This is a genomic window from Bailinhaonella thermotolerans, from assembly GCF_003594875.1.
GTDB lineage: Bacteria > Actinomycetota > Actinomycetes > Streptosporangiales > Streptosporangiaceae > Bailinhaonella > Bailinhaonella thermotolerans.
In genome coordinates this window covers 120,744-141,087 of record NZ_QZEY01000014.1, presented here as the reverse complement: position 1 = coordinate 141,087, position 20,344 = coordinate 120,744, and the positions used below count along the sequence as shown (strand labels likewise).

General features: G+C 74.0%; 18 protein-coding genes. 9 read left to right on the top strand and 9 right to left on the bottom strand.

Annotated elements, in window-relative coordinates; all coding sequences use genetic code 11:
- The 4 genes from D5H75_RS28815 to D5H75_RS28800 form a co-directional block, all read right to left on the bottom strand.
- On the bottom strand, positions 1–972 hold the full coding sequence (locus tag D5H75_RS28815; protein ID WP_119929700.1) for a sensor histidine kinase: 972 nt from the start codon (positions 970–972) through the stop codon (positions 1–3).
- 287 nt (positions 973–1,259) lie between these two features.
- Entirely contained in the window at positions 1,260–3,305 is a 2,046-nt protein-coding gene (locus D5H75_RS43540) for a serine/threonine-protein kinase (protein ID WP_242454579.1), read from the bottom strand.
- 99 nt (positions 3,306–3,404) lie between these two features.
- The gene (locus D5H75_RS28805; protein ID WP_119929699.1) at positions 3,405–4,145 is read right to left on the bottom strand and encodes a GNAT family N-acetyltransferase; all 741 of its coding nucleotides are present in this window, start codon (positions 4,143–4,145) and stop codon (positions 3,405–3,407) included.
- A 78-nt stretch (positions 4,146–4,223) separates the two neighbouring features.
- Positions 4,224–6,092: an FUSC family protein gene (locus D5H75_RS28800; RefSeq protein ID WP_119929698.1), complete on the bottom strand. Its 1,869-nt coding sequence runs from the start codon at positions 6,090–6,092 to the stop codon at positions 4,224–4,226.
- A 172-nt stretch (positions 6,093–6,264) separates the two neighbouring features.
- Between D5H75_RS28800 and D5H75_RS28795 the strand changes: the two genes are divergently transcribed.
- Positions 6,265–7,785, top strand: a complete 1,521-nt coding sequence (locus D5H75_RS28795) for an NAD(P)/FAD-dependent oxidoreductase (RefSeq protein ID WP_202638592.1) — start codon at positions 6,265–6,267, stop codon at positions 7,783–7,785.
- Positions 7,782–8,003: a hypothetical protein gene (locus tag D5H75_RS28790; protein WP_119929697.1), complete on the top strand. Its 222-nt coding sequence runs from the start codon at positions 7,782–7,784 to the stop codon at positions 8,001–8,003. The genes D5H75_RS28795 and D5H75_RS28790 overlap by 4 nt, the downstream gene beginning before the upstream one ends.
- Before the next feature lie 155 nt (positions 8,004–8,158).
- Here the strand turns inward: D5H75_RS28790 and D5H75_RS28785 are convergent, their stop codons facing one another.
- Positions 8,159–8,902 (bottom strand): MerR family transcriptional regulator, encoded by a 744-nt coding sequence (locus D5H75_RS28785; protein WP_119929696.1) that lies wholly within the window; start codon positions 8,900–8,902, stop codon positions 8,159–8,161.
- 35 nt (positions 8,903–8,937) lie between these two features.
- On the opposite strand from D5H75_RS28785, the gene D5H75_RS28780 reads away from it, so the two are divergent.
- From D5H75_RS28780 to D5H75_RS28765, 4 genes are all read left to right on the top strand, one after another.
- Complete coding sequence (locus tag D5H75_RS28780; RefSeq protein WP_119929695.1) at positions 8,938–9,678, top strand: SAM-dependent methyltransferase; 741 nt, start codon at positions 8,938–8,940, stop codon at positions 9,676–9,678.
- Between the two features lie 166 nt (positions 9,679–9,844).
- A complete protein-coding gene (locus tag D5H75_RS28775) occupies positions 9,845–10,297 on the top strand; it encodes an ATP-binding protein (protein ID WP_202638591.1) in 453 nt (150 codons plus the stop codon).
- 49 nt (positions 10,298–10,346) lie between these two features.
- On the top strand, positions 10,347–12,152 hold the full coding sequence (locus D5H75_RS28770) for a thiamine pyrophosphate-dependent enzyme (protein WP_119929693.1): 1,806 nt from the start codon (positions 10,347–10,349) through the stop codon (positions 12,150–12,152).
- Positions 12,153–12,198: 46 nt separating this feature from the next.
- Positions 12,199–12,750 carry a ferritin-like domain-containing protein gene (locus D5H75_RS28765; RefSeq protein ID WP_119929692.1) on the top strand — a complete coding sequence of 184 codons (552 nt, stop codon included), beginning with the start codon at positions 12,199–12,201 and terminating at the stop codon, positions 12,748–12,750.
- A 120-nt stretch (positions 12,751–12,870) separates the two neighbouring features.
- On the opposite strand, the gene ddaH is transcribed toward D5H75_RS28765, so the two are convergent.
- Positions 12,871–13,677: a dimethylargininase gene (ddaH, locus tag D5H75_RS28760; RefSeq protein WP_119929691.1), complete on the bottom strand. Its 807-nt coding sequence runs from the start codon at positions 13,675–13,677 to the stop codon at positions 12,871–12,873.
- 22 nt (positions 13,678–13,699) lie between these two features.
- On the bottom strand, positions 13,700–14,281 hold the full coding sequence (locus D5H75_RS28755; RefSeq protein ID WP_119929690.1) for a hemerythrin domain-containing protein: 582 nt from the start codon (positions 14,279–14,281) through the stop codon (positions 13,700–13,702).
- 154 nt (positions 14,282–14,435) lie between these two features.
- Here D5H75_RS28755 and D5H75_RS28750 point away from each other — a divergent pair, with 154 nt between their 5' ends.
- The 3 genes from D5H75_RS28750 to D5H75_RS28740 are packed head-to-tail and all read left to right on the top strand — an operon-like array spanning position 14,436 to position 17,710.
- A complete protein-coding gene (locus D5H75_RS28750; RefSeq protein WP_119929689.1) occupies positions 14,436–15,644 on the top strand; it encodes a hypothetical protein in 1,209 nt (402 codons plus the stop codon).
- A 48-nt stretch (positions 15,645–15,692) separates the two neighbouring features.
- Positions 15,693–16,658 carry a TIGR03557 family F420-dependent LLM class oxidoreductase gene (locus D5H75_RS28745; protein ID WP_119929688.1) on the top strand — a complete coding sequence of 322 codons (966 nt, stop codon included), beginning with the start codon at positions 15,693–15,695 and terminating at the stop codon, positions 16,656–16,658.
- Entirely contained in the window at positions 16,658–17,710 is a 1,053-nt protein-coding gene (locus D5H75_RS28740) for a glucose 1-dehydrogenase (RefSeq protein WP_119929687.1), read from the top strand. Before D5H75_RS28745 ends, D5H75_RS28740 begins: the two co-directional genes overlap by 1 nt.
- 92 nt (positions 17,711–17,802) lie before the next feature.
- On the opposite strand, the gene D5H75_RS28735 is transcribed toward D5H75_RS28740, so the two are convergent.
- Both D5H75_RS28735 and D5H75_RS28730 read right to left on the bottom strand, forming a co-directional pair.
- Positions 17,803–18,954 (bottom strand): aminotransferase class V-fold PLP-dependent enzyme, encoded by a 1,152-nt coding sequence (locus D5H75_RS28735; RefSeq protein ID WP_119929686.1) that lies wholly within the window; start codon positions 18,952–18,954, stop codon positions 17,803–17,805.
- Between the two features lie 45 nt (positions 18,955–18,999).
- A complete protein-coding gene (locus D5H75_RS28730) occupies positions 19,000–20,304 on the bottom strand; it encodes a hypothetical protein (protein ID WP_242454578.1) in 1,305 nt (434 codons plus the stop codon).
- Positions 20,305–20,344: the final 40 nt, after the last annotated feature.

Sequence of the window (20,344 nt, the reverse complement as noted above, 5' to 3'; positions counted from 1 at the left end):
TCACCGGTCCGGGCCGGCGTGGATCCGGGTGGTGGCGCCCGCCGCGGTGGTCCCGGACTCGACGTCGCCGCTCAGGGTCTGGATCAGCCAGAGGCCGCGGCCGCCCAGGCCGTCGAGGTCCGGGGGCAGGTAGCCGTCCGGGTGCGGAGGAGGCGGCGGGCCGGGCGCGACGACGTCGAAGACGACGTCCCCGGGGGCCGCCCACATGCGGATCATGCCCGGGGAGAGCGCGTGGACCAGGATGTTGGCGGCCAGTTCGTGGACGGCCAGGACGACCTCCTGCACGCGGGACGGGGCGAGGCCGGCCGCCGTGCCGTACTCCCGGACGCGGTGGCGCAGGGCGAGCAGGTCGCGGGGGTGGGCGAAACCGTGGACGACCGCCTCCGGCGGGGGCTCGGGGAGCTCGCGGGAGTCGCAGACGGCGAGGAGGCCGTGCGGCCCCAGGTAGTCGGGGCTGCGCGCCGGGCCGGACCCGCCGCTCAGGACCGGATGGGCGCGGCGGGCCGCGTTCACGGCCTCGGCGGGCGCGGCGGACAGGTCGTACGGGCACAGCGAGCGGACGCCGCGGTCGGCGCAGACGGCGTCGAGCACGGCCTCGTAGCGGATGGAGGCCGCGACCTGGGCGGGGGTCCGGCCGCACCAGGGCTGCTCGCCGAGGAGGCGCAGGTATCCGCTGCCCCGGGACTCGGCGGTGTCGGCGAGGGCGTGCACGGCGCGGAGTGTGCGCAGCGGCTGGGCGAACCAGCGGCCGGCGTCCGCGAAGGCGACCTTGCTCGCGCGCGGGCCGAGCCGCTCGCGGAACGCGGCGACGTTGCCGGGGCCGCTCACCGCGAACACGAGGTCGCGCTCCTCCACGCCGTCGCGCAGGAACGGCAGGGCCGCGTCGACCAGCTCCTCCCGGCAGGAGTAGAACTGGGCCTGGTGGTGCGCGGGCGACAGCCCGGTCGCGCGCGCGGTGTTCCGGTCGGCCATGGATCTCCCCACTTCTCCCTGATCCCGGCCGGAATGACGTCCCGGCCCCCGCCCGGACGGTGCCGGGCGGCGCCCTGACACGACGATGACTCCGGGGCGTGACGATTTCCATGACGGCGGGGATGCTTGGGGCTATCGCCCGGGGCAGCCTTCTACCCCTCCGGTCGGGGCCGTTCCCGCAGCCCATCCGTATCCGCGCGGGGACGGACAGGGACGGATGGGGGCGGACAGGGACGGAGGGGGACGGATGACCGTGCGGATGGGGCGAACGGGGGCGGCGCGGAGCGTCAGCCGCAGTGGCTCCAGCCGCTGACCCAGCGCGCCCCGGCGTGCTCGCCGCCCCAGATCACGCACCTGGCCTTGGCGGGCAGGCGCACGGGCCCGGCGTAGTAGGTGAAGCTGCCCTTGTCGCTGTCCGACGAACCGCCCTTGACCTGGAGGATCGAGGCCATCGCGACCTTGGCCCCGGCCACGTTCCTCCGCATCGTGATCACGCAGTTGTAGCCCTTGGCGGCGTTGTAGAGCAGGTAGACGGTCGCGCCGGAGCCGACCGCGTGGGAGTCCACGACCTTGTACCCGGACCCGCACACCCCCGCGGCGGTGTAGGGGTTCGGCTTGGGGGCGGGCGGCTTGGGCGAGGGGGGCTTCGGCGTGGGCGACGGCTTCGGCTGGGCCGTCGGCCTGGGCGCGGGCTCGTCCGGGGTCTCCTCCGGCGCCGGGTCCTCGTTCCCCGGCGGCGTGCCGGGGTCGGACGGCTCGCCCTTCTGGCCCGAGGGGTCCTCCCCCTCGGGGCGGGCGGTGGGCCGCCCGGGCTTCGCCGGGTCCTCGGCCGGCTTGTCCGCCGGGCTCGGGCCGGGGGTCACCCGCGTGCCCGCCGGGGGCGGCAGCACGACCTGCTCCTGGGCGGGCGGCGAGGACGCGTCGCCGGCGCGGTTCGCCGCCGCGCCCGTCGCGGCGGCCCCGAGCATGCCGCGTTCGTTGCCGCGCAGCTCGAAGGGGTCGGCCACGACCGCGACGCCGCCGCTCACCAGCAGGGCCGCCGCCGCGGCGCCCGCGCCGAGGAGCGCCGGCCGCCCGAGCCACCCGGGCCGCGCCGGACCGCGTTCCCGTCCGCGCCGCAGGCCGGCCCGCGTGACCTCCCGCGTCCCGCCGGCGTCCCCGGGCGCGGCTCCCGCCCCGCCCGCGCGACCCGCCACGGCTCCCGCCGCGCCGCCCAGGCCGGGCACGGCTCGCGCGCCGTTCCCCTGACCGGGTACGGCGTGCGCCGCGTCGCCCGGGCCGGGCACGGCCGCCGGGCCGGGCCGCGCGGTCTCGCCGGGACGGTTCGCGTCCGGCGTCCGCCCGCCGGGCGCGCCGGCGTGCGCGGGAGGCCCGGGGACCGGGTGGGTCGAGGTCTGACCTGGGCCGCCCCCGGGCGCGCCCGCGCCGTACGGCCGTACGGCGGGCTCGCCGGGGCCGCCCGCGGGGAGCGGGACCGGGGCGTCGGGCCGTCCGGGGTCGGCGCCGGGGCGCAGGTCGGCGAGCGGCTTGCCGAGCAGGTGGAGCAGCAGCGTCTCGGCGGTGGGCCGGGCGGCGGGGTCCTTGGCCAGGCACGCGGCGACGAGGTCGCGCAGCGGCCCGGTGAGGTCGCCCAGGTCGGGCTCCTCGTTCAGGACCCGGTTGAGCACGGCCGGGATGGACTGGTCGCCGAACGCGGCGCGGCCGGTGGCGGCGAACACCATGGTCACGCCCCACGCGAACACGTCCGCCGCCGGGCTCAGGTCGGCCCCGCCGAGCTGCTCGGGGGCCATGTACGCCGGGGTCCCGATGACCTGGCTGGTCGTCGCGGTCGCGCCCGCGTCCACGGCGCGGGCGATGCCGAAGTCGATCACCACGGGGCCGTCCGGCCCCATCAGCACGTTCGCGGGCTTGAAGTCGCGGTGGAGCACGCCCGCCCGGTGGATCGCCGCGAGCGCGGTGGCCGTGCTGATCGCCAGCCGGTCCAGCGCGGCCCCCCGGCGCGGCCCCTCGTTCCGGACGAGCCAGGCCAGCGAGGGCCCGGGGACGTACTCGCTGACCAGGTACGGACGATCGTCGTACACGTCGGTCCTGAGCACCTGGGCGGTGCAGAACCGGGCGACGCGGGTGGTGACGGAGACCTCGCGCAGGAACCGCGCGCGGGCCTCGGCGTCGGCGGCGACCCGGGCGTGCAGCAGCTTGATCGCCACCTCCCGCCCGTCCTCGCCACGGGCGAGGTAGACGACGCCCTGGCCGCCCTCGCCCAGCCGCGCGACGACCGTGTACGGCCCGATCTCCGCGGGATCCCCCGGACTGAGCGGCGGGCCGCTACCCACACGAACCTCCCCGTATCGGTTCTGGACTTCCCAAAAACTACCAATAGCCCTATCCGCCACGCACCCGGATGGCCGAACCCGGTCCGCCCGGTTCGCCGATCAGCGGCGTGACCACCAGTTCGAGGTGGCGAGGGTCTCGAATCCCTGGGACTCGTACAGCGGGCGGCCGGCGGTGGACGCGGCGAGGGTGACCGGGACCGGGGCGGCCAGGACGGTGTGCATGAGCGACCTCGCCACGCCCCTGGACCGGTGGGCGGGCAGGGTGGTGACCCAGTAGACGCCGGTCACGCCGTGGGCCGTGACCGTGAGGCAGGCCCCGGCGACCTCGCCCTCGCGGGTGATCAGGTAGGCGGCGAACTCCTCCCGGTCCAGGAGCTCCTTGGGCAGCATCTCGCCCGGCTCGTGGGGCTGGAAGCTCTCCAGCGGGAAGCCGTGGACGATCGTCCGCTCGGCGATCTCCAGTTGGGCGGGGTTCTCCACGCGGCCGACCTCCGGCGACGGCTCGGGGGCGGGGCCCGCCGGGCGCATCATGACGGGCAGTCCCCGCACCGCCAGGCCCAGGTGCGCCAGGTCGAGGCCGCCGAAGGGGTCCTCCACGGCCAGCCTGCCCTCGCGCCGCCGTACCAGGTCCTCGATCTCGGCCACCTCGTCCCGGGTGAGGGCGGGGGTCAGCACCAGGACGCGGAGCCCGGCGCGCGGGCCGCCCTCGGCGGCGAGGAAGCCGGGCCGGCGGACGACCCCGTGCCCGCGCGTCTCGGCGAGCGCCGTCCACATGGCGGCCGCGTTGAGGGTCGCGGCGCGGAGGGGTTCGAGGCCGGCCGGGGATGCGTCGATCGTCATGAAGGGGACCTTATGGGGCTTTCCTACCTGAGTGCGAGGTCCACTCCGCCGTGACACCCCCCGAGGCCGGGGAGCCGGTCAGCCGCTGACGGCGGAGCGGAGGCCCCGGACCGCCGACGCCAGCGGGGCGAGGCGGTCGTCCCCGGGGAGGTCGAGGTCGCGCAGGCGGCGCTCGTCGCGGACCGCGCCGGCCACGTCCTCCAGGAGCGCGGCCAGGCGGTCCACGTCGTCGCGGGACACCTCGCCCGCGCCGTGGCGCATGCGGGCGGCCGTGGGGGCGATCTCGTCGGCGACCTGCTGAAGGCTGACGATCGCCGGCCACCAGACGGTGACCCGGCCGCTCACGCGCCGGGGTTCGCTGAGGGCGCGCTGGAAGGACGCGCGCAGGTCCGACAGCGCCGTGTAGACGCGCTCCCGGTCCTCCCGGCGCCACCGCCGCGTGGACAGGGCCTGCCGGAGGTACTCCGCGGTCGCGTCCACCGCGTCGGCGAACCTCGGCGCGACCGGCGCCACCCACGCCGTCGGCCACGGCAGGTAGCCGACGCACAGGACGATCGCGCAGCCCAGCAGCGTGTCCAGCAGCCGCGCCTCGACCAGCGACCAGCCGCCGTGCGTGAGCAGGTCCACCAGCAGGATCACCAGCGGCGCCTGGAACGTCGAGAAGAGCCCCCAGTTCCGCTGCTGGCCGTACGGCAGGAGCGCGGCGAGCACCGCGACCGGCAGCAGGATCCACGGGCCGGGCGCGACGAACACGACCATCACGGCGGCGAGCACGACCCCGAGGATCGTGCCGAGCCCCCGCTGCAGCGCCCGGGCCAGCACGGACCCGAAGTCGGGCTTGAGCACGATGCCCACGGTGAGCATCACCCAGTACGACCGGTCCAGCGGCAGCAGCTCCGTGCAGACCGCCGCCACCGCCATGCACAGCGTGAGCCGGAGGGCGTACATCCGGGTGAACCGGCCGTAGCGCCACTCGTTCCACACCTCGTGGAACCGGTCGCGCAGGGTGGGCCGGGCCTGCCGCCAGGCGTCGTCGCCCCCCGGCCGGCCCTCCCCGCGCAGCACGCCGAGCGCCGACTCCAGCTCCTTGCCCAGGGCGCGGGTCGCCGGGGTGGACGGGCCCAGGCCGGGCGGCCCGGGCACCTCCCCGCGGCCCTCGATGGCCGCGGCCATCTGGTCCAGGACGTGGCCGAGCCGGGGGATCGGGTCGCGGTTCTCGTGCCGCCGCGACAGGATCGCGTCCTTGAGCGAGGTGGCGTGGTTGAGCAGCATCACCTCGCGGCTGCGGTGCCGGTCCGGCCCGGCGGCGGCCGAGCGCGCGGCCAGCACGGTGCCGTACGCGCTGTTCTGCGCCTCCCGGTAGGACTGCAGCGCGTGCTCGCGCCCGTCGTGCCCGGCGCGGGCGAGGGAGGCCAGCGTCCGGTACACCTGCGCCACGTCGCGTTTCTCCGGCGCGCGGGGATGGAACGGCCAGGCGGCCAGCGTCAGCAGCACGGCCCAGGTGAACCCGACGGCGTACATCGCGGGCGGGATCCACGCGGGCCCGGCGAGGGGCAGTCCGGTGCCCAGCACCAGGTAGATGATGAGCTGGAGCCCCGCGATGGACCCGATGCCGCCGACCCCGCCCAGGAGCGCCGCCACGATCGAGGCCAGCACGACCACCGCCAGCGAGGCCCAGCCGTGCCCGCGCACGAGCAGCCCCACGCAGAACCCGATGAGCCCGGCCAGGCCCGCCCAGAACCCCCGGATCACCCGCAGCCGGTACGGCCCGCCGCGGTCGGCCGCGATCGCCGCCAGCCCCCCGGTCGCGGCGAACATGCCCGCGACCGGCTGCCCGAGCGCCAGGCCGAGGGCGAGCGGCCCGGCGATCCCGAGGGCGGCGCGGAGCATCGCGACCTTGTCGGCCTTGACCGGTTTCGGCCGGACGACCTCCAGCAGCCACGACATGGATCCCCCGACGCCCCCGCGGTCACCCCTTCCCCGGAGGCTTCCTCAGGCGCACCCGGGTAAACCCGCACGCCCCTCCGCCTTCGAGTCCGCCTTCGAGTCCGCCTTCGAGTCCGCTTTCGCGCCTGGAGCACCCAAGGGGTTCCTGCGGATTTTGGGGTAGTGGTCCCGTATGTCTAATCACCGCAGAATCCTGATCGTGGGCGGCGGGCACGTCGGCCTGTACGCGGCGCTGCGGCTCCAGCGCAAGCTGCACGGCGAGATCCGGCGCGGCGAGGTCGCGCTGACCCTCATCGACCCGCAGTCGTACATGACCTACCAGCCGTTCCTCCCCGAGGCCGCGGCCGGGAACGTCGAGCCCCGGCACGTCGTGGTGCCGCTGCGCCGGGTGCTGCACCGCGTCCGCATCCTCAACGGCGCGGTGAACCGGATCGACCACGCCCGCCACCGCCTGCAGTACGAGTCGCCGGCGGGTGAGGAGAACGAGATCGGCTACGACGTCCTCGTCTACTGCCCCGGCTCGGTGACCAGGCTGTTCCCGATCCCGGGGCTGGCCGAGTGCGGCATCGGGTTCAAGAGCGTGGAGGAGGCGATCTCCCTGCGCAACCACGTCCTCGGGCAGCTCGACGTCGCCGACTCCACCCAGGACCCCGAGGCCCGCCGCCGCGCGCTGAACTTCGTCTTCGTCGGCGCGGGCTTCTCGGGCGTGGAGGCGCTGGCCGAGCTGGAGGACATGGCGCGCGACGCGTGCCGCTACTACCCCACCATCGAGCCGTCCGACATGCGCTGGACCCTCATCGAGGCCACCGACCGCATCCTGCCCGAGGTCGGGCCGGAGATGGGCCGGTGGGCGCTGGAACGGCTGCGCGAACGCGGCATCGACGTCCGCCTCAAGACCACCCTGAAGTCCGCCGAGAACAAGCACCTGGTGCTCAGCGACGGCACCGAGTTCGACGCCGACACGCTCGTGTGGACCGCCGGCGTCCGGCCGCACCCGCTCAACCAGGAGACGGACCTGCCGCTGGACGACAAGGGCCGGGTGAAGACCACGCCGTACCTGACCGTCGAGGGCCTGGACGACGCCTTCGCCGCGGGGGACACCGCCGCCGTGCCCGACCTGACCAAGCCGGGCGAGTTCACCGCGCCCAACGCGCAGCACGCCGTACGGCAGGCCCACCGCCTCGCCGACAACGTCGCCGCGCAGCTCCGCCGCCGGTCGATGCGCGTCTACCGGCACGCCTACGCGGGCTCGGTGGCCAGCCTGGGCCTGCACGACGGCGTCGCCAACGTCTACGGCCTCAAGGTCAAGGGCCTGCCCGCCTGGGTCATGCACCGGGGCTACCACCTCATGCGGGTCCCCTCCTTCAACCGCAAGACCCGCGTCGTCGCCGACTGGACCCTGCAGTTCTTCTTCCGCCGTGAGGCCGTCAGCCTGGGCGCCCTCCAGCACCCGCGCCGCGCCTTCGAGTACGCCGCCCACCCGCCGCGCAAGGAGCGGGGCCAGATCCCGCCGCAGGGCCAGCAGCCGCAGGACCAGACGTCGTCCCAGGGCCGGCAGCCGCAGGACCAGAAGGCCCAGGGGCAGAAGGCCCAGGACCAGAAGGCCCAGGGGCAGAAGGCCCAGGACCAGAAGGCCCAGGGGCAGAAGGCTCAGGATCAGCAGGCCGGGCGTCCCGCCGGGGTCAAGCGATGACCTGGGGCGAGCCGGAACCGTACGGCGGGCGCGGGCCGCGTCACCCGGAGCGATGCGGCACCTCGCGCGACCGCCGCACGGCGGCCGGGCACGGCCCCGGCGCGGCGGGCGCCCGCGACGACTCCTTCGCGGCCCGGCCCGCCAGGCCCGGCACGTCCCCGGACCGCCCCGCCCACTGCCGCACCGCGAGGATGGGCGCCCTCCGCCGCACGACCTGAACCGCCCGGGCGTACGGCACGAGCGGGCGGCCCCCAGGCGTACGGCACGAGCGGGCGGCCCCAGGCGTACGAGACGGGCGGGCCCTCCGGCGTACGGGGCGGGCCCAGCGGAGGCGTGGCGGACGGGCGGGCGCGCCGGGCGGCCCCGGGGACGGTCAGTGGGCGCGGGACCTGCCGACGAGGCGGGTGAGGTTGTCGGCGACGGCCTCGGGGACCTTGCGGCTCATGGACTGGGCCAGGGCGGCGCTCGCGGCGGTGAGGGCGAGGGGCCGCAGGCGGGCGACCAGGTCGGTGAACTCGGCGACGCCGCCCTCGTCGGTGAGGTTGCCGGGGGTGACCGTGGTGCGGCAGACGACGTCCACGAACAGGTCGGCGATCTCGTCGGCGTGGCGGCGCAGGCCCGCGGCCAGCTCCAGGACCTCCGGCAGCGGCATCCCGGCGCGCACGAGCTCCTGGCCGGCCTGGAGGAGGCGCGGGCTGGGGACGTTGTAGCCCTCGCCCTCGGGCTCCAGCAGGCCCAGCTCGACCGCGCGCGCGGCGGCGGCCGCGACGGCCTCGGGGGATTCGCCGCCCAGCGCCGCGCGCAGTTCGTCGGCCGTGATGTGGACGGGGTGCTCGTCGGACCAGGGCCGGCTGAGGACGTCCTCGAGGCCGAGCAGGTCGCCGAGGTCGCGCCCGGCCTCCCAGGCGGTCAGCATCTCCTTGATCTGGGCGAGGGCGTACCCCCGCTCCAGCATCCCCATGACCAGGCGCAGCCGCGCCAGGTGGGCGTCGCCGTAGACCGAGGCGCGGCCCCGCCGTCCAGCCGGGGGCAGCAGCCCGCGATCCTGATATACCCGGACATTTCGGACGTTCGTGCCCGCAGCCCTGGCCAGTTCGTCAATGGTGTAATCCCGCATCAGTCGCCAGCGTAGCTCTCCGGCATGATGAGATCATGGACCGCACGCTCATCAGCTCGATCGCCCACGGCGACCACCCCATCGCCGCGCCCGTCAGCGAGGACAACCTCGACCGCCTGCTCCTGCGCTGCGAGCTGCCCGAGCACGCCCGCGTCCTCGACCTGGGCTGCGGGCAGGGCGCGTGGTCCCTCCAGGCCCTCGACCTGTACCCCGCCGCCCGCGCCGACTGCGTGGACGTCTCAGAGCCCGCGCTGGAGACCCTGGAGGCCGCCGCGGCCGAGCTGGGCTTCGCCGACCGCGTGCTCACCCACCGCGTCCCCGCCGCCGACTTCCCCGTCGGCTCGCCGTACGACCTGGTCATGAGCGTGGGCGCGACGCACGCGTTCGGCGGGCTGGCCGCGACCCTCGCGGGGATGCGCCCGCACGTGGCCCGGGACGGCGTGGCGATCATCGGCGACGGGTTCTGGGAGCGGCCCCCCACCCCGGAGGCGCTCGCGGCGCTGGGGGCGGAGCCGGGCGACTTCCCCGACCTCGCCGGCGTGGTGGCGATCGCCGAGGAGGCGGGCTGGGCGCCCGTTTACGGACACGTGAGCGACCGCGCCGAGTGGGACGACTACGAGTGGTCGTGGACCGGCACGCTGACCCGCTGGGCGCTCGACAACCCCGGCCCGGAGGCCGACGAGGCGCTGGCCGCGGCACGGCGCCACCGCGCGGAATGGCTCCGGGGCTATCGGGATGTCCTCGGGTTCGTGTGCCTCGTCCTGCGGAAATCCTGACGCGGCCGCGGTCCCGCGCGATCATCGGTTTGGGCCCTCCGTATTCGGCAACGGAGCAGACCTAGGGGGTACGCGAGCCGGCGACCGCAGGGCAGGCGGCGGGGGGACGAGCCGCCGGCGTATCGAGTGCGGAGGCGAGCGCGCCATGAGCAGGAGGATGGCCGAGATGGAGATCAGGTTGGCGCTGAGCCTGCCGCGTGACGCGAGCAGCGTGCCACTGACCCGCCAGGTCCTCGACAGCGCCCTGGAGGCACTGGGGGTGACCGGCGAGACGCGCGGCGACGTGCGCCTGGTCCTCACGGAGGCCTGTGCGAACGTGGTGCAGCACGCGGGGGCGGGCGACCAGTACGAGGTGACCGTCGCCGTGCGCGAGGGGTGCTGCGCGATGGAGGTCATGGACCAGGGCCGGGGGTTCGACGAGTCGGCGCTGGAGCGTGAGATCCCCGAGGGGGAGGTCCCCGAGCACGGCCGCGGGCTGTCGATCATCAAGGCGCTGTCGGAGAACGTGAAGCTCAGCAGCTACCGCAAGAACGGCTCCAAGGTCCACTTCGAGGTCCCCCTGAAGTGGAAGGAGGACGCGCCCGGGCGCCGGCTGGCCACCGGATCCCGGTCCGGCTGACGCGCTTCCCCCGGCCGCCTGCGGGTAGGGGCCCGCGCGGGGGGAGATCATGCCTGACGCAGCATCCAAGACCACATCGGACCTCATCGTCGAACGCCTGCTGGAGTGGGGCGTGGACACCTGCTTCGGCATCTGCGGCGACACGGTGAACGGCTTCTTCGAGGCCCTGCGCACCCATCCGGAGATGCGGTTCGTCCACGTGCGGCACGAGGAGTACGCCGCGCTCGCCGCCGTCGGCTACGCCAAGTTCACCGGCAGGCCCGCCGCCTGCGTGGCCGCCTCGGGCCCCGGGGCGCTGCACCTGATGAACGGCCTGATGGACGGCCGCGTCGACCAGGCGCCGGTCATCGCGATCACCGGCATGGCGTACCACGACCTGGTCGGCACCCACTTCCTGCAGGACGTGGACAACGCCCGCGTGCTGGACCCGGCGTGCGCCTTCAGCGAGCGGGTCATGGGCCCGGCGCACGCGGTGTCCGTCACCGACCGCGCCGTGCGCGCCGCCCTGTACCAGCGCTCGCCCGTCCACCTGACGATCCCGATCGACGTGCAGTCCTGGACGTGCGAGCAGGACACCGTGTCGGAGAAGAACGTGCCGGGCCACACCTCCACGGCCCGGCAGCTCCACGTGCAGGTCCCGCCGGAGGCCGAGCTGCGCCACGCGGCCGACCTGCTGAACTCCTGCGAGCGGGTGGCCGTCATCGCCGGGGCCGGGGCGCGGTTCGGCGCGGGCCCGCTGGTCGAGGAGATCGCCCAGGCGCTCGGCGCGCCGATCGCCAAGGCCGGGCTGGGCAAGGACGCCGTCCCCGACGACCACCCGCTGTGCGTGGGCGGCTTCGGCTTCATCGGCGGGCGCGCGGCCCACTGGGCCTTCGAGAACTGCGACGGCCTGCTCATCGTCGGCAGCTCCTCCCCTTTCTACGACTTCTGGCCGGAGCCGGGGCAGGCGCGGGCGGTGCAGATCGACGACCGGGGCGACCGGATCGGGCTGCGGTACCCCGTGGAGGTGGGGCTGTGCGGCGACGCCCGGGCCACGCTCCAGGGGCTGCTGCCGCTGATCGCGCCGCGCGAGGACCGGTCGTTCGCCGACCAGGCGCGGCAGGTGTTCGCCGACTGGTGGGGGCTCCAGCGCAAGCGCGCCGCCGAGCCGGGAGCGCCGATGAAGCCGCAGGCGGTGACGTGCGCGCTGAGCGAGGTGCTGCCCGACCGCGCGATCCTCACCACCGACGCCGGCACCACCACCTCCTGGGCCTCGCGCGTCCTGCTGCGGCGCGGCATGGAGTTCTCCTTCTCCGGCACCCTGTGCACGATGGGCTCCGCCGTGCCGTACGCCGTGGGGGCGCAGGTCGCGCACCCGGACCGGCCGGTGGTCGCGGTGGTGGGCGACGGGGCGCTGGCGATGTGCATGGGCGAGCTGGCCACGATCGCGCAGCACGGCCTGCCGATCACGGTGGTCGTGATGCGCAACGACACGCTCGGCCTGGAGATCTGGGAGCAGAACGCCTATCTGGGCAACCCGCAGTACGGCTGCGCGCTGTCGCCGGTGGACTTCGCGGCCGTCGCCGGCGCGTGCGGCCTGGCGGCGTACTCCGCGCAGGACCCGGGGGAGGTCCGCGAGGTGCTGGAGCACGCGCTCGCGTTCGACGGGCCGGCGCTCGTGGAGTGCGTCGTGGACCCGTACGAGCCTCCGTACGGGGAGACGGTCAAGCCGTCCCAGGTCGCCAAGGTCCTCAAGGCGTACGCCAGGGGGGAGCCGGACCGGGAGGAGATGGCGGCGAACTTCCTCGCGCCCGGCAGGCCCGAGCTGTCGCCGGGTGTCGCGCAGCACGCGAACGAGTTCTCAAAGTACCTTTGACCAGGGGGAACGCCTCGCACGGGGGCGGGGAAGGACACACAGGCACATGACACAGAACAGCGTCCAGAACGATGACTTCGTGATCGACGTCACCCGGATCCGGGACCAGGTCCGGCAGAAGATGGCGGACGGGCCGGTGACGCCGACCTTCGGGCACGACCCGGAGAAGATCATCGAGGTGCTCAACGACGTGATCGCGACCGAGGTGGTGTGCTGGCTGCGGTACACCCGGCACGCGATCTCGTGCAAGGGCATCGACCGCGCCCAGGTGGCGGACGAGTTCACCGAGCACGCCAAGGAGGAGCTCGACCACGCCCTGCGCGCGGCCGAGCGGGTCAGCCAGCTCGGGGGCGAGCCGGACTTCGACCCGGCCAAGCTGGTGCAGCGCTCTCACACGGACTACCAGGTGTCCAAGGACCAGGACCTCAAGGCGATGCTGGAGTCCAACCTGTGGGCCGAGCGCATCGTGATCTCCACGTACCAGGAGATCATCCGGTGGCTGGGAGAGGGCGACCCCACGACGCGCCGCCTCATGGAGTCCATCCTCGAAGAGGAGGAGGAGCACGCCGACGACCTCACCGACCTCCTCGGCGTCTGACCTCAGCGGTGAGGGCGGATCCGGAGGGGTCCGCCCTCACCGGGCGGTGGGGCTCACTCGCGGTCCGCCCTCACGGGGCCGTCGGGCTCACTCGCGGTCCGCCCTTACCGCGCGGGGGGCTCACTCGCCCGCGTGGAGGTCGATGGCGCAGCACTTGGGGCCGCCGCCGGCCATCCGCTGCTCGTCCAGATCGACCGCGATCGGCGTGATGCCGTGCCGTTCGAGCTGGTCGGGCAGGTCCTCGGCGGTGTCGTGGATGAGCGCGTGCCGCTCGTCGCAGATCGCGTTCAGCGCCAGCGACTCCGCGTCCGCGTCGCCCACGATGATCGCGTCGGGGTAGAGCCGTTCCAGCGTGCGGCGGCTCGCCTCGTCGAGGGCCGGCGGGTAGTACGCGATCAGCTCGGCGGTCAGCGGCAGCACGACCAGGTCCAGGTGGTAGAACCGCTCCTGGGTGAGCCGCAGCGGGACCACCTCGCGGTCGAACAGAGCCCGCGCCTCGTCGTGCGCCGCGGGGTCGGTCCGGAAGCCCCACCCGGCCAGGATGCGGTCGCCGACGAGGCGGAAGTCGCCCTGTCCCTCGTTGACGTGGCGCGCCGTCACGATGTGGCGGTAGCCCTGCTCCTCGAACCAGGCGTGGTGCCACCGCGCCTCGCCCGCCCGCTCCCGGCTGTGCGGGCGGGCGATGAGCACCCGGTCCCCGATGGCGAACGCCCCGTTGGCGGTGAACACCATCTGGGTGAGCCCGGGCCGGGGCGGCAGCTCGCTGACCGTGTGCCCCAGCGCGAGCACGTGGTCCCGCAGCCGGTCCCACTCGTCGATCGCGCCCTCCAGGTCAAGCCGCGCGTCCGGCGGCTTCCACGGATTGGACGGATCGAGCTCGAAGTACGTGGGCCGGCACATCAGGTAGTGGCGGCTCGCCGTCTCCATGACGCCCCCCGATGAACCGCGCTCAGCGGCGTTTGTCCTTGCCCATCGCCTCGCGGATCATGTCGCGCACCCGGTCCGCCACGGCCAGCGGGGGCCCGGCTAGCATGTTCTTGGCGGCGCTCTCCGCGCCCGGGTGCGGATGGGTCGGGGCCATCGCCTCCGCGCTCTTGAACGCCGAGGCGAGCGCCCGGCGCTGCGCGTCGTCGAACTCGGTGCGCAGCCGTTCGAACTCGTAGCGCTCCTCGGCGCGGGCGTGGGTCTCGACCGCGATGCGCAGCTCGTTCAGCGTCTCCAGGAATCCGGCGTCGTTCGGGTCCATCTGGTCGAGCCGTTTGAGGACCTGCTTGGCCTCGTGCTCCTCGTGCAGGCGGTCCTCCACGATGCCCTCGCCGCCCGGGAGCTTCCGCTTCGCGAGGGGGTGGACGATCTCCTCCTCGGCGGTCTCGTGGACGGCGAGCAGCCGTACGAGCTTGTCGAACGCCTCGCGGCGCTCGTCGCCGGAGGTGGCTTCGACCTGCGCGAACAGGTCGCGGATCTGGCCGTGCTGGGCGAAGAGCAGGTCCACGATGTCGATCGGGCCGGTTTCGGCGGGCTTCGTAGTCATGGCAGCGCCTCTACCCGCGAGCCCCTGCCGGAAACGGCGGGGGGAAGGTGGGGCGGGGATGTGGAGAGTGCCGATCGCTGGGTAGAGCACCCCGCGCGGTTCGTCAGGGACGGAGTTCCCTGCCGCGACATTCGCCGAGACGAGGAAGAGCAAAGTGACCTTCAACCCACTCGAACAGCGCGGCATCCCTCTGGACAAGCAGCTCCGGAACTGGCGTGAGCTGGACGTGGAGCCCGTGGACCCGGACAAGGCCGACCCGTACACCAAGTGCCGCATCATCGCGATGAACGGCATCGAGGTCGAGGCGTCGCTGTTCAGCCACAACTTCGCCCGCCACTGCCCGGACATGGACGTCAAGCGGCAGCTCGCCCGCATCCGGAACCTGGAGCAGCAGCAGCAGAAGGTGGTCAACTGGCTGCTGCCCGGCCAGTCGTCGGTGCTGGAGACCACGATCTCCTACGAGCAGGTCGCCGTGGACCTGACCTGCTGGGTCGCGCGCATGGAGCCCGACCCGTACCTCAAGCAGGCCTACGAGTTCGGCGTGCTGGAGGACTTCGACCACCTGTACCGGTACGCCAACCTGTACGAGATCATCGAGCACCGCAAGGCCGAGAAGATCGTGGACAACCTCACCGAGGTCATGCCCGGCCGCCCGACGATCGTGCAGCACCGCGACCCGGTGGACAACGTGCGCGACCCGTACGACAAGAACAAGACCGCGCCGCTGTCGAAGCTGCACGCCCTGACGATCATGGCGGCGGAGCAGCAGACCATGAACTTCTACATGAACACCGGCCCCACGTACATGGAGCCGATCGCGCGGCAGCTCTACCAGGAGATCGCGCTCATCGAGGAGGAGCACGTCACCCACTACGAGTCGCTGGTGGACCCCGGCGAGACGTGGTGGGAGCAGCTCGTCAACCACGAGTACAACGAGTGCTACCTGTACTACTCGTTCATGGAGACCGAGAGCGACCCGCGGATCAAGCAGATCTGGGAGCTCCACCTGAACATGGAGCTGGAGCACCTGCACGCCGCGATCGAGCTGTTCAAGCGGCACGACGGGCGCGACCCGGCCGAGATCCTGGCGCCCGCGATGCCCAAGCCGGTCACGTTCGAGCCGAACAAGGGCTACATCCGCGAGCTGCTCGCCACCCAGATCGACCTGACCACCCTGGGCGCCGGGTACGTCAGGGAGGCGCACGAGCGCTTCCAGCGGTACCAGGAGGGCATCAACGACAACGTCAAGCCGGCCACCGAGCGGATCATCGACATGAACCGCGAGAAGAACGGCCACGAGTACCGCCTGGAGACCGACGGCCCCCACCCGGTCGAACGGCTCCGCGACCCGCAGCACGCCTGATGGCCTGACCTGCGGTTAAGCGGATCTTCGGAGGGTACGCGGGCAGCCATGACCCAGTTCGGCTTCACCGCCCTGTGCGAGCAGACGCCGCCCAAGCAGCTCGTGTCCGACCTGGTCGGAGCCGAGGCGGCCGGCTTCGACTTCTCCGTCATCTCCGACCACTACTTCCCGTGGCTGGAGGAGCAGGGGCACGCGGCGTACGCGTGGTCGGTGCTCGGGGCGGCGGCGCACGCGACGGAGCGGCTGCCGCTGATGACCTTTGTGACCTGCCCGACCTTCCGGTACCACCCGGCGGTGGTGGCGCAGAAGGCCGCGACGGTGGGCGTGCTCTCCGACGGCCGTTTCACGCTGGGCCTGGGCTCGGGCGAGAACCTCAACGAGCACATCATCGGGCGGGGCTGGCCGACGGCCCGGGTCCGCCACAAGATGCTCCGCGAGGCCATCGAGATCATCCGGGCGCTGTTCTCCGGTGACTACGTGGACTACGAGGGCGAGTTCTTCGACGTGGACTCCGCCCGGATCTACGACCGGCCGGACACGCCCGTCCCGATCGCCGTGGCCGCCTCCGGCGCCGAGTCGGGGGCGATCGCGGCCGACCTGGGCGACGCGCTGATCGCGACCGAGCCCAAGGCCGAGATCGTGCGCGCCTTCGAGTACGACGGCGGGACGCCCAAGCCCAAGTACGGCCAGATCCCGGTCTACTACGACACGGACGCCCGGCGGGCCGAGGAGCACGCCGGGCGGCTGTGGCGGTTCGGGGTCGCAGGCTGGAAGGTCATGTCCGAGCTGCCCGCGCCGGTCAACTTCGCCGCCCATTCGAGCTTCGTACGGCCCGGCGACGTGGCCAAGTCGGTGCCGTGCGGGCCCGAGCTGGAGGTCTACCTCGACGCCGTCCGCAAGTACGTCGAGGCCGGGTTCACCCACATCGCGCTCTGCCAGATCGGGGCGGACCGGCAGGCCGACTTCCTCGACTGGGCGCGGCGCGAGCTGCTGCCCGCGCTAAGGAGCCTGTGATGCGAGCTATCACCGTCAAGCCCGGCACGGCGAACTCGCTGGCCGTCTCCGAGGTGGAGGACCCGTCCCCGGCGTCCGGCGAACTGCTGGTGCGGGGGATCGCGCTGGGCGTGTGCGGCACCGACCGGGAGATCAACTCCGGGGAGTACGGCTGGGCGCCCGAGGGCAGGGACCGGCTGATCCTCGGCCACGAGTCGCTGGGCCGGGTGCTCCAGGCCCCGCCCGGCAGCGGATTCGCCGAGGGCGACCTCGTCGTCGGCGTGGTCCGGCGCCCCGACCCGGTGCCCTGCCCCGCCTGCGCGCACGGCGAGTTCGACATGTGCCGCAACGGCGAGTACACCGAGCGCGGCATCAAGCAGGTGGACGGGTACGGCAGCGAGAAATGGGTGGTCGAGGCGGACTACGCCGTCAAGCTCGATCCCGGGCTCGCCCACGTCGGCGTGCTCATGGAGCCCACCACGGTCGTCTCCAAGGCCTGGGACCAGATCGAGCGCATCGGGCGGCGCGCCTGGTGGGAGCCGAAGACCTGCCTCGTGACCGGCGCGGGCCCCATCGGCCTGCTCGCCGCGCTCCTGGCCCGCCAGCGCGACCTCACGGTCCACGTCCTCGACCAGGTGACCGAGGGCGTCAAGCCCGAGCTGGTGCGGGATCTCGGCGCCACCTACCACACCGGCTCCATCGCGGACGCGGTCGGCGACTGCAAGCCCGACGTCATCGTGGAGTGCACGGGCGTGGGGCAGCTCGTCTTCGACGCCATGGAGAACAGCGGCGTCGCCGCCATCGTCTGCCTGACCGGCGTCTCCGCGGCGGGCCGCCGGCTCACCGTGGACGCCGGCCTGATCAACCGCGACATCGTCCTGGAGAACGACGTCGTCTTCGGCACCGTGAACGCCAACCTCGGCCACTACCGCATGGCCGCCCAGGCCCTCGCCCAAGCCGACCAGCGCTGGCTCGAACGCCTCATCACCCGCACCGTCCCCCTCACCAACGCCGAGGAGGCCTTCACCCCCGCCCCCGACGACGTCAAGGTCGTCATCGACCTCACTCGCTGAACCCCGGCCCCGGCCACGCCGAGGAGAGACGTCCTGCCCCCGGCGTACGGCGGGAGCGGGGCGCGCGCGGCGCGTCCGGGTCCCGGGAGGGGTCAGAGGGTGGTGGAGAGGGTGGTGATGAGGCGGTCCACGTCGGAGGTGGAGGTGTGGAGGTGGGGGGAGACGCGGAGGACGGAGCCGCGGGCGGCGGTGATCACGCCGGCGGACGCCAGGGCGGTGGCGACGCGGGGGGCGGAGCCCGGGGGGAGGTCCACGCCGAGGAAGTGGGGGCCACGGGCGGCGGCGGGGAGGGTGGGCAGGCCCAGGGCGGCGAGGCGGGAGGCGATCTCGGCGGTCCGGCCGGCCAGGGTCGCGGCGACGCGCGGGACGGTCCACTCGCGCAGGCGGCGGACCGCGGCCAGCGCCATCGGGACCAGGTGGAGGCTGCTGCGCTGGCCCATGTCGAAGCGGCGGGCGCCGGGGAGGTACTCGTCGCGGTACTCCATCAGGGTGGCGAAGTCGTCCGAGCCCGCGCGGGAGATCCAGTTCTCCTCCAGCGGCTCCCCGTGGTGGTGCCGGGCGTCGAGGTAGAGGAAGGCGAGGCTGAAGGGGCCGAGCAGCCACTTGTACCCCACCGCGACGACCGCGTCGGGCCGCAGCGCGGACACGTCGAGCGGCATCGCGCCGAGGGACTGGCTGGCGTCGATCACGAACGCGGCCCCGGCGGCGCGGGCGGCCTTCTCCACCCCGGCCAGGTCGATCAGCTCCGCGTTCGTCCAGTGCACGTTGGGCACCGACACCACGGCGGCCCGGTCCCCGATCGCGCGCACGATCGCGGACGTCCACCCCTCCCCCGGCTCCGGCTCGGCGACCACCAGCTCCGCCCCGGTGCGGCGGGCGAACCGCCGCCAGGTGTGGTGGTTGGAGGGGTACTCCCGCGCGGGCACGACCACCCGGTCCCCCGGCCGCGCCGTCAGGTTCCGCGCGAGCGAGGCGAGCCCGTAACTGGTCGCCGGGACCAGCGCGACGTGCTCCGCGTCGCTCCCGAGCAGCCGCCCGACCTCCGCGCGCAGCGCCTCGCCGTCCCCGAACCAGTCCGCGTCCGAGATCGTCCACGGCCGCGACCGCCGCGCGAGCGCCCGCTCCCCCGCCTCCCGCACCTCGTGCAGCATCGGTGACATCGCGGCCGTGTTGAAGTAGGCGACCTCGTCGTCCACCTCGAACGCGTGCCGCAGATCGGGCAGCTTCGTCCAGGTTCGCCCCATGTCCCGACGATAACCCGGCGGTCCCCGCCGCGCCGGTAGCCGATCTCAGCCGCCGAGGAGCGCGGCGAGCCCGGCGCAGGTCAGCGCGACCATGGCGGCGGCGACGGGGATCTGGTCCCGTACGGCTCGCGCGGGCGGATACGTGCGCAGCGCGAGGTCGTGCGAGGCGGCGGTGGCGGCGATGTGGCCGAGGACGATCGCGTTGATCTGGACCGCCGCGACCAGGGCCGGGGAGAGCAGGCGGTAGTCCACCCGGTTCCCGGACAGGCCCAGCAGGTCGAGGCCGGTGCCGAAGGGGTCCGACGCGAGGATCACCGTCATCTGGCCCTCCAGCAGGAAGAACGAGAAGTAGTGGGCGACGGTGTACCCCAGCGCGATCGGCAGCAGGGTCGCCGAGAACCTGGCCGCCCGCCCCCGCGCCGCCGCCAGGTACAGCGCGGCCACGAACGCGACGCAGCCGAGCAGCCCCAGGGTGCCGGCCGCCACGTCGCGCGGGTCCACGGTCTCCCGCCAGAAGGCGGTGCGGGTCAGCCCGTCGAACCCGGTCGAGCCGATGAGCACGCAGGCCAGGGCCGTCTGCCCGGCGACCGCGCGCCCGTCGGCGAGGGCGGCCAGCGGGCTCCGCAGGATCAGCGTCCCGTCCGGCCGCCTCCCGATCGGGCACATCCGCGCCAGCAGCGTGGAGTACGCCTCGAACCCGTCCCCCCGCGCGAACCACGCCGGGCCGTACACCCGCGCGAACGCCAGGTTGACCGACGCGTACCCCAGGATCAGGGCCCCGACCAGCCGGGGGTCGGCCCGCCCCGGCGCGACCAGCTCCAGCCACACGAACCCGGTCAGCCAGGCCGCCGCCGGCCAGTACCCCAGCCGCGCCGGGTACTCCCGGCAGGCCGCCCCACGCCGGGCGATCGCGGCGTGCAGGACCCGCAGCGGGTTGACGGCCCGCCACACCGGCCCGAGCAGCACGCTCGCGGGCGCCAGCCCCACCCAGAAGGTCACGTACAGCGCCCACGGCGCCAGGTTCTGCTCGGTACGGCGGGGCCCCGCGAACGCCACGGCCACCACGAGCGCGCACGCCGCGAGCACGACGGCCCGGGCGCCCCGCCGTACGGCGGGCGACCCGGCCGCGCGCGCCAGGGCGTCCGGCAGGGGACGGCCGCGGCCGGGATCGAGCCGGGGCCGCCGCCAGACCACGCCGAGCAGGAGGAACGACGCGAGCACGGCCAGCCCGCCGCCGGCGATCGCGTGCAGCGCGTCCAGCGGCAGGTCGCTCCGCCCGCCGAGCCCGTGCGCGAGGACACCTCCGGCGTCTCCGGCGGCCTGCCCGGGCACGACGGGCACGACGGGCACGACGGGTACATAGGACACGGCGGGCCCGGAGGACACGGCG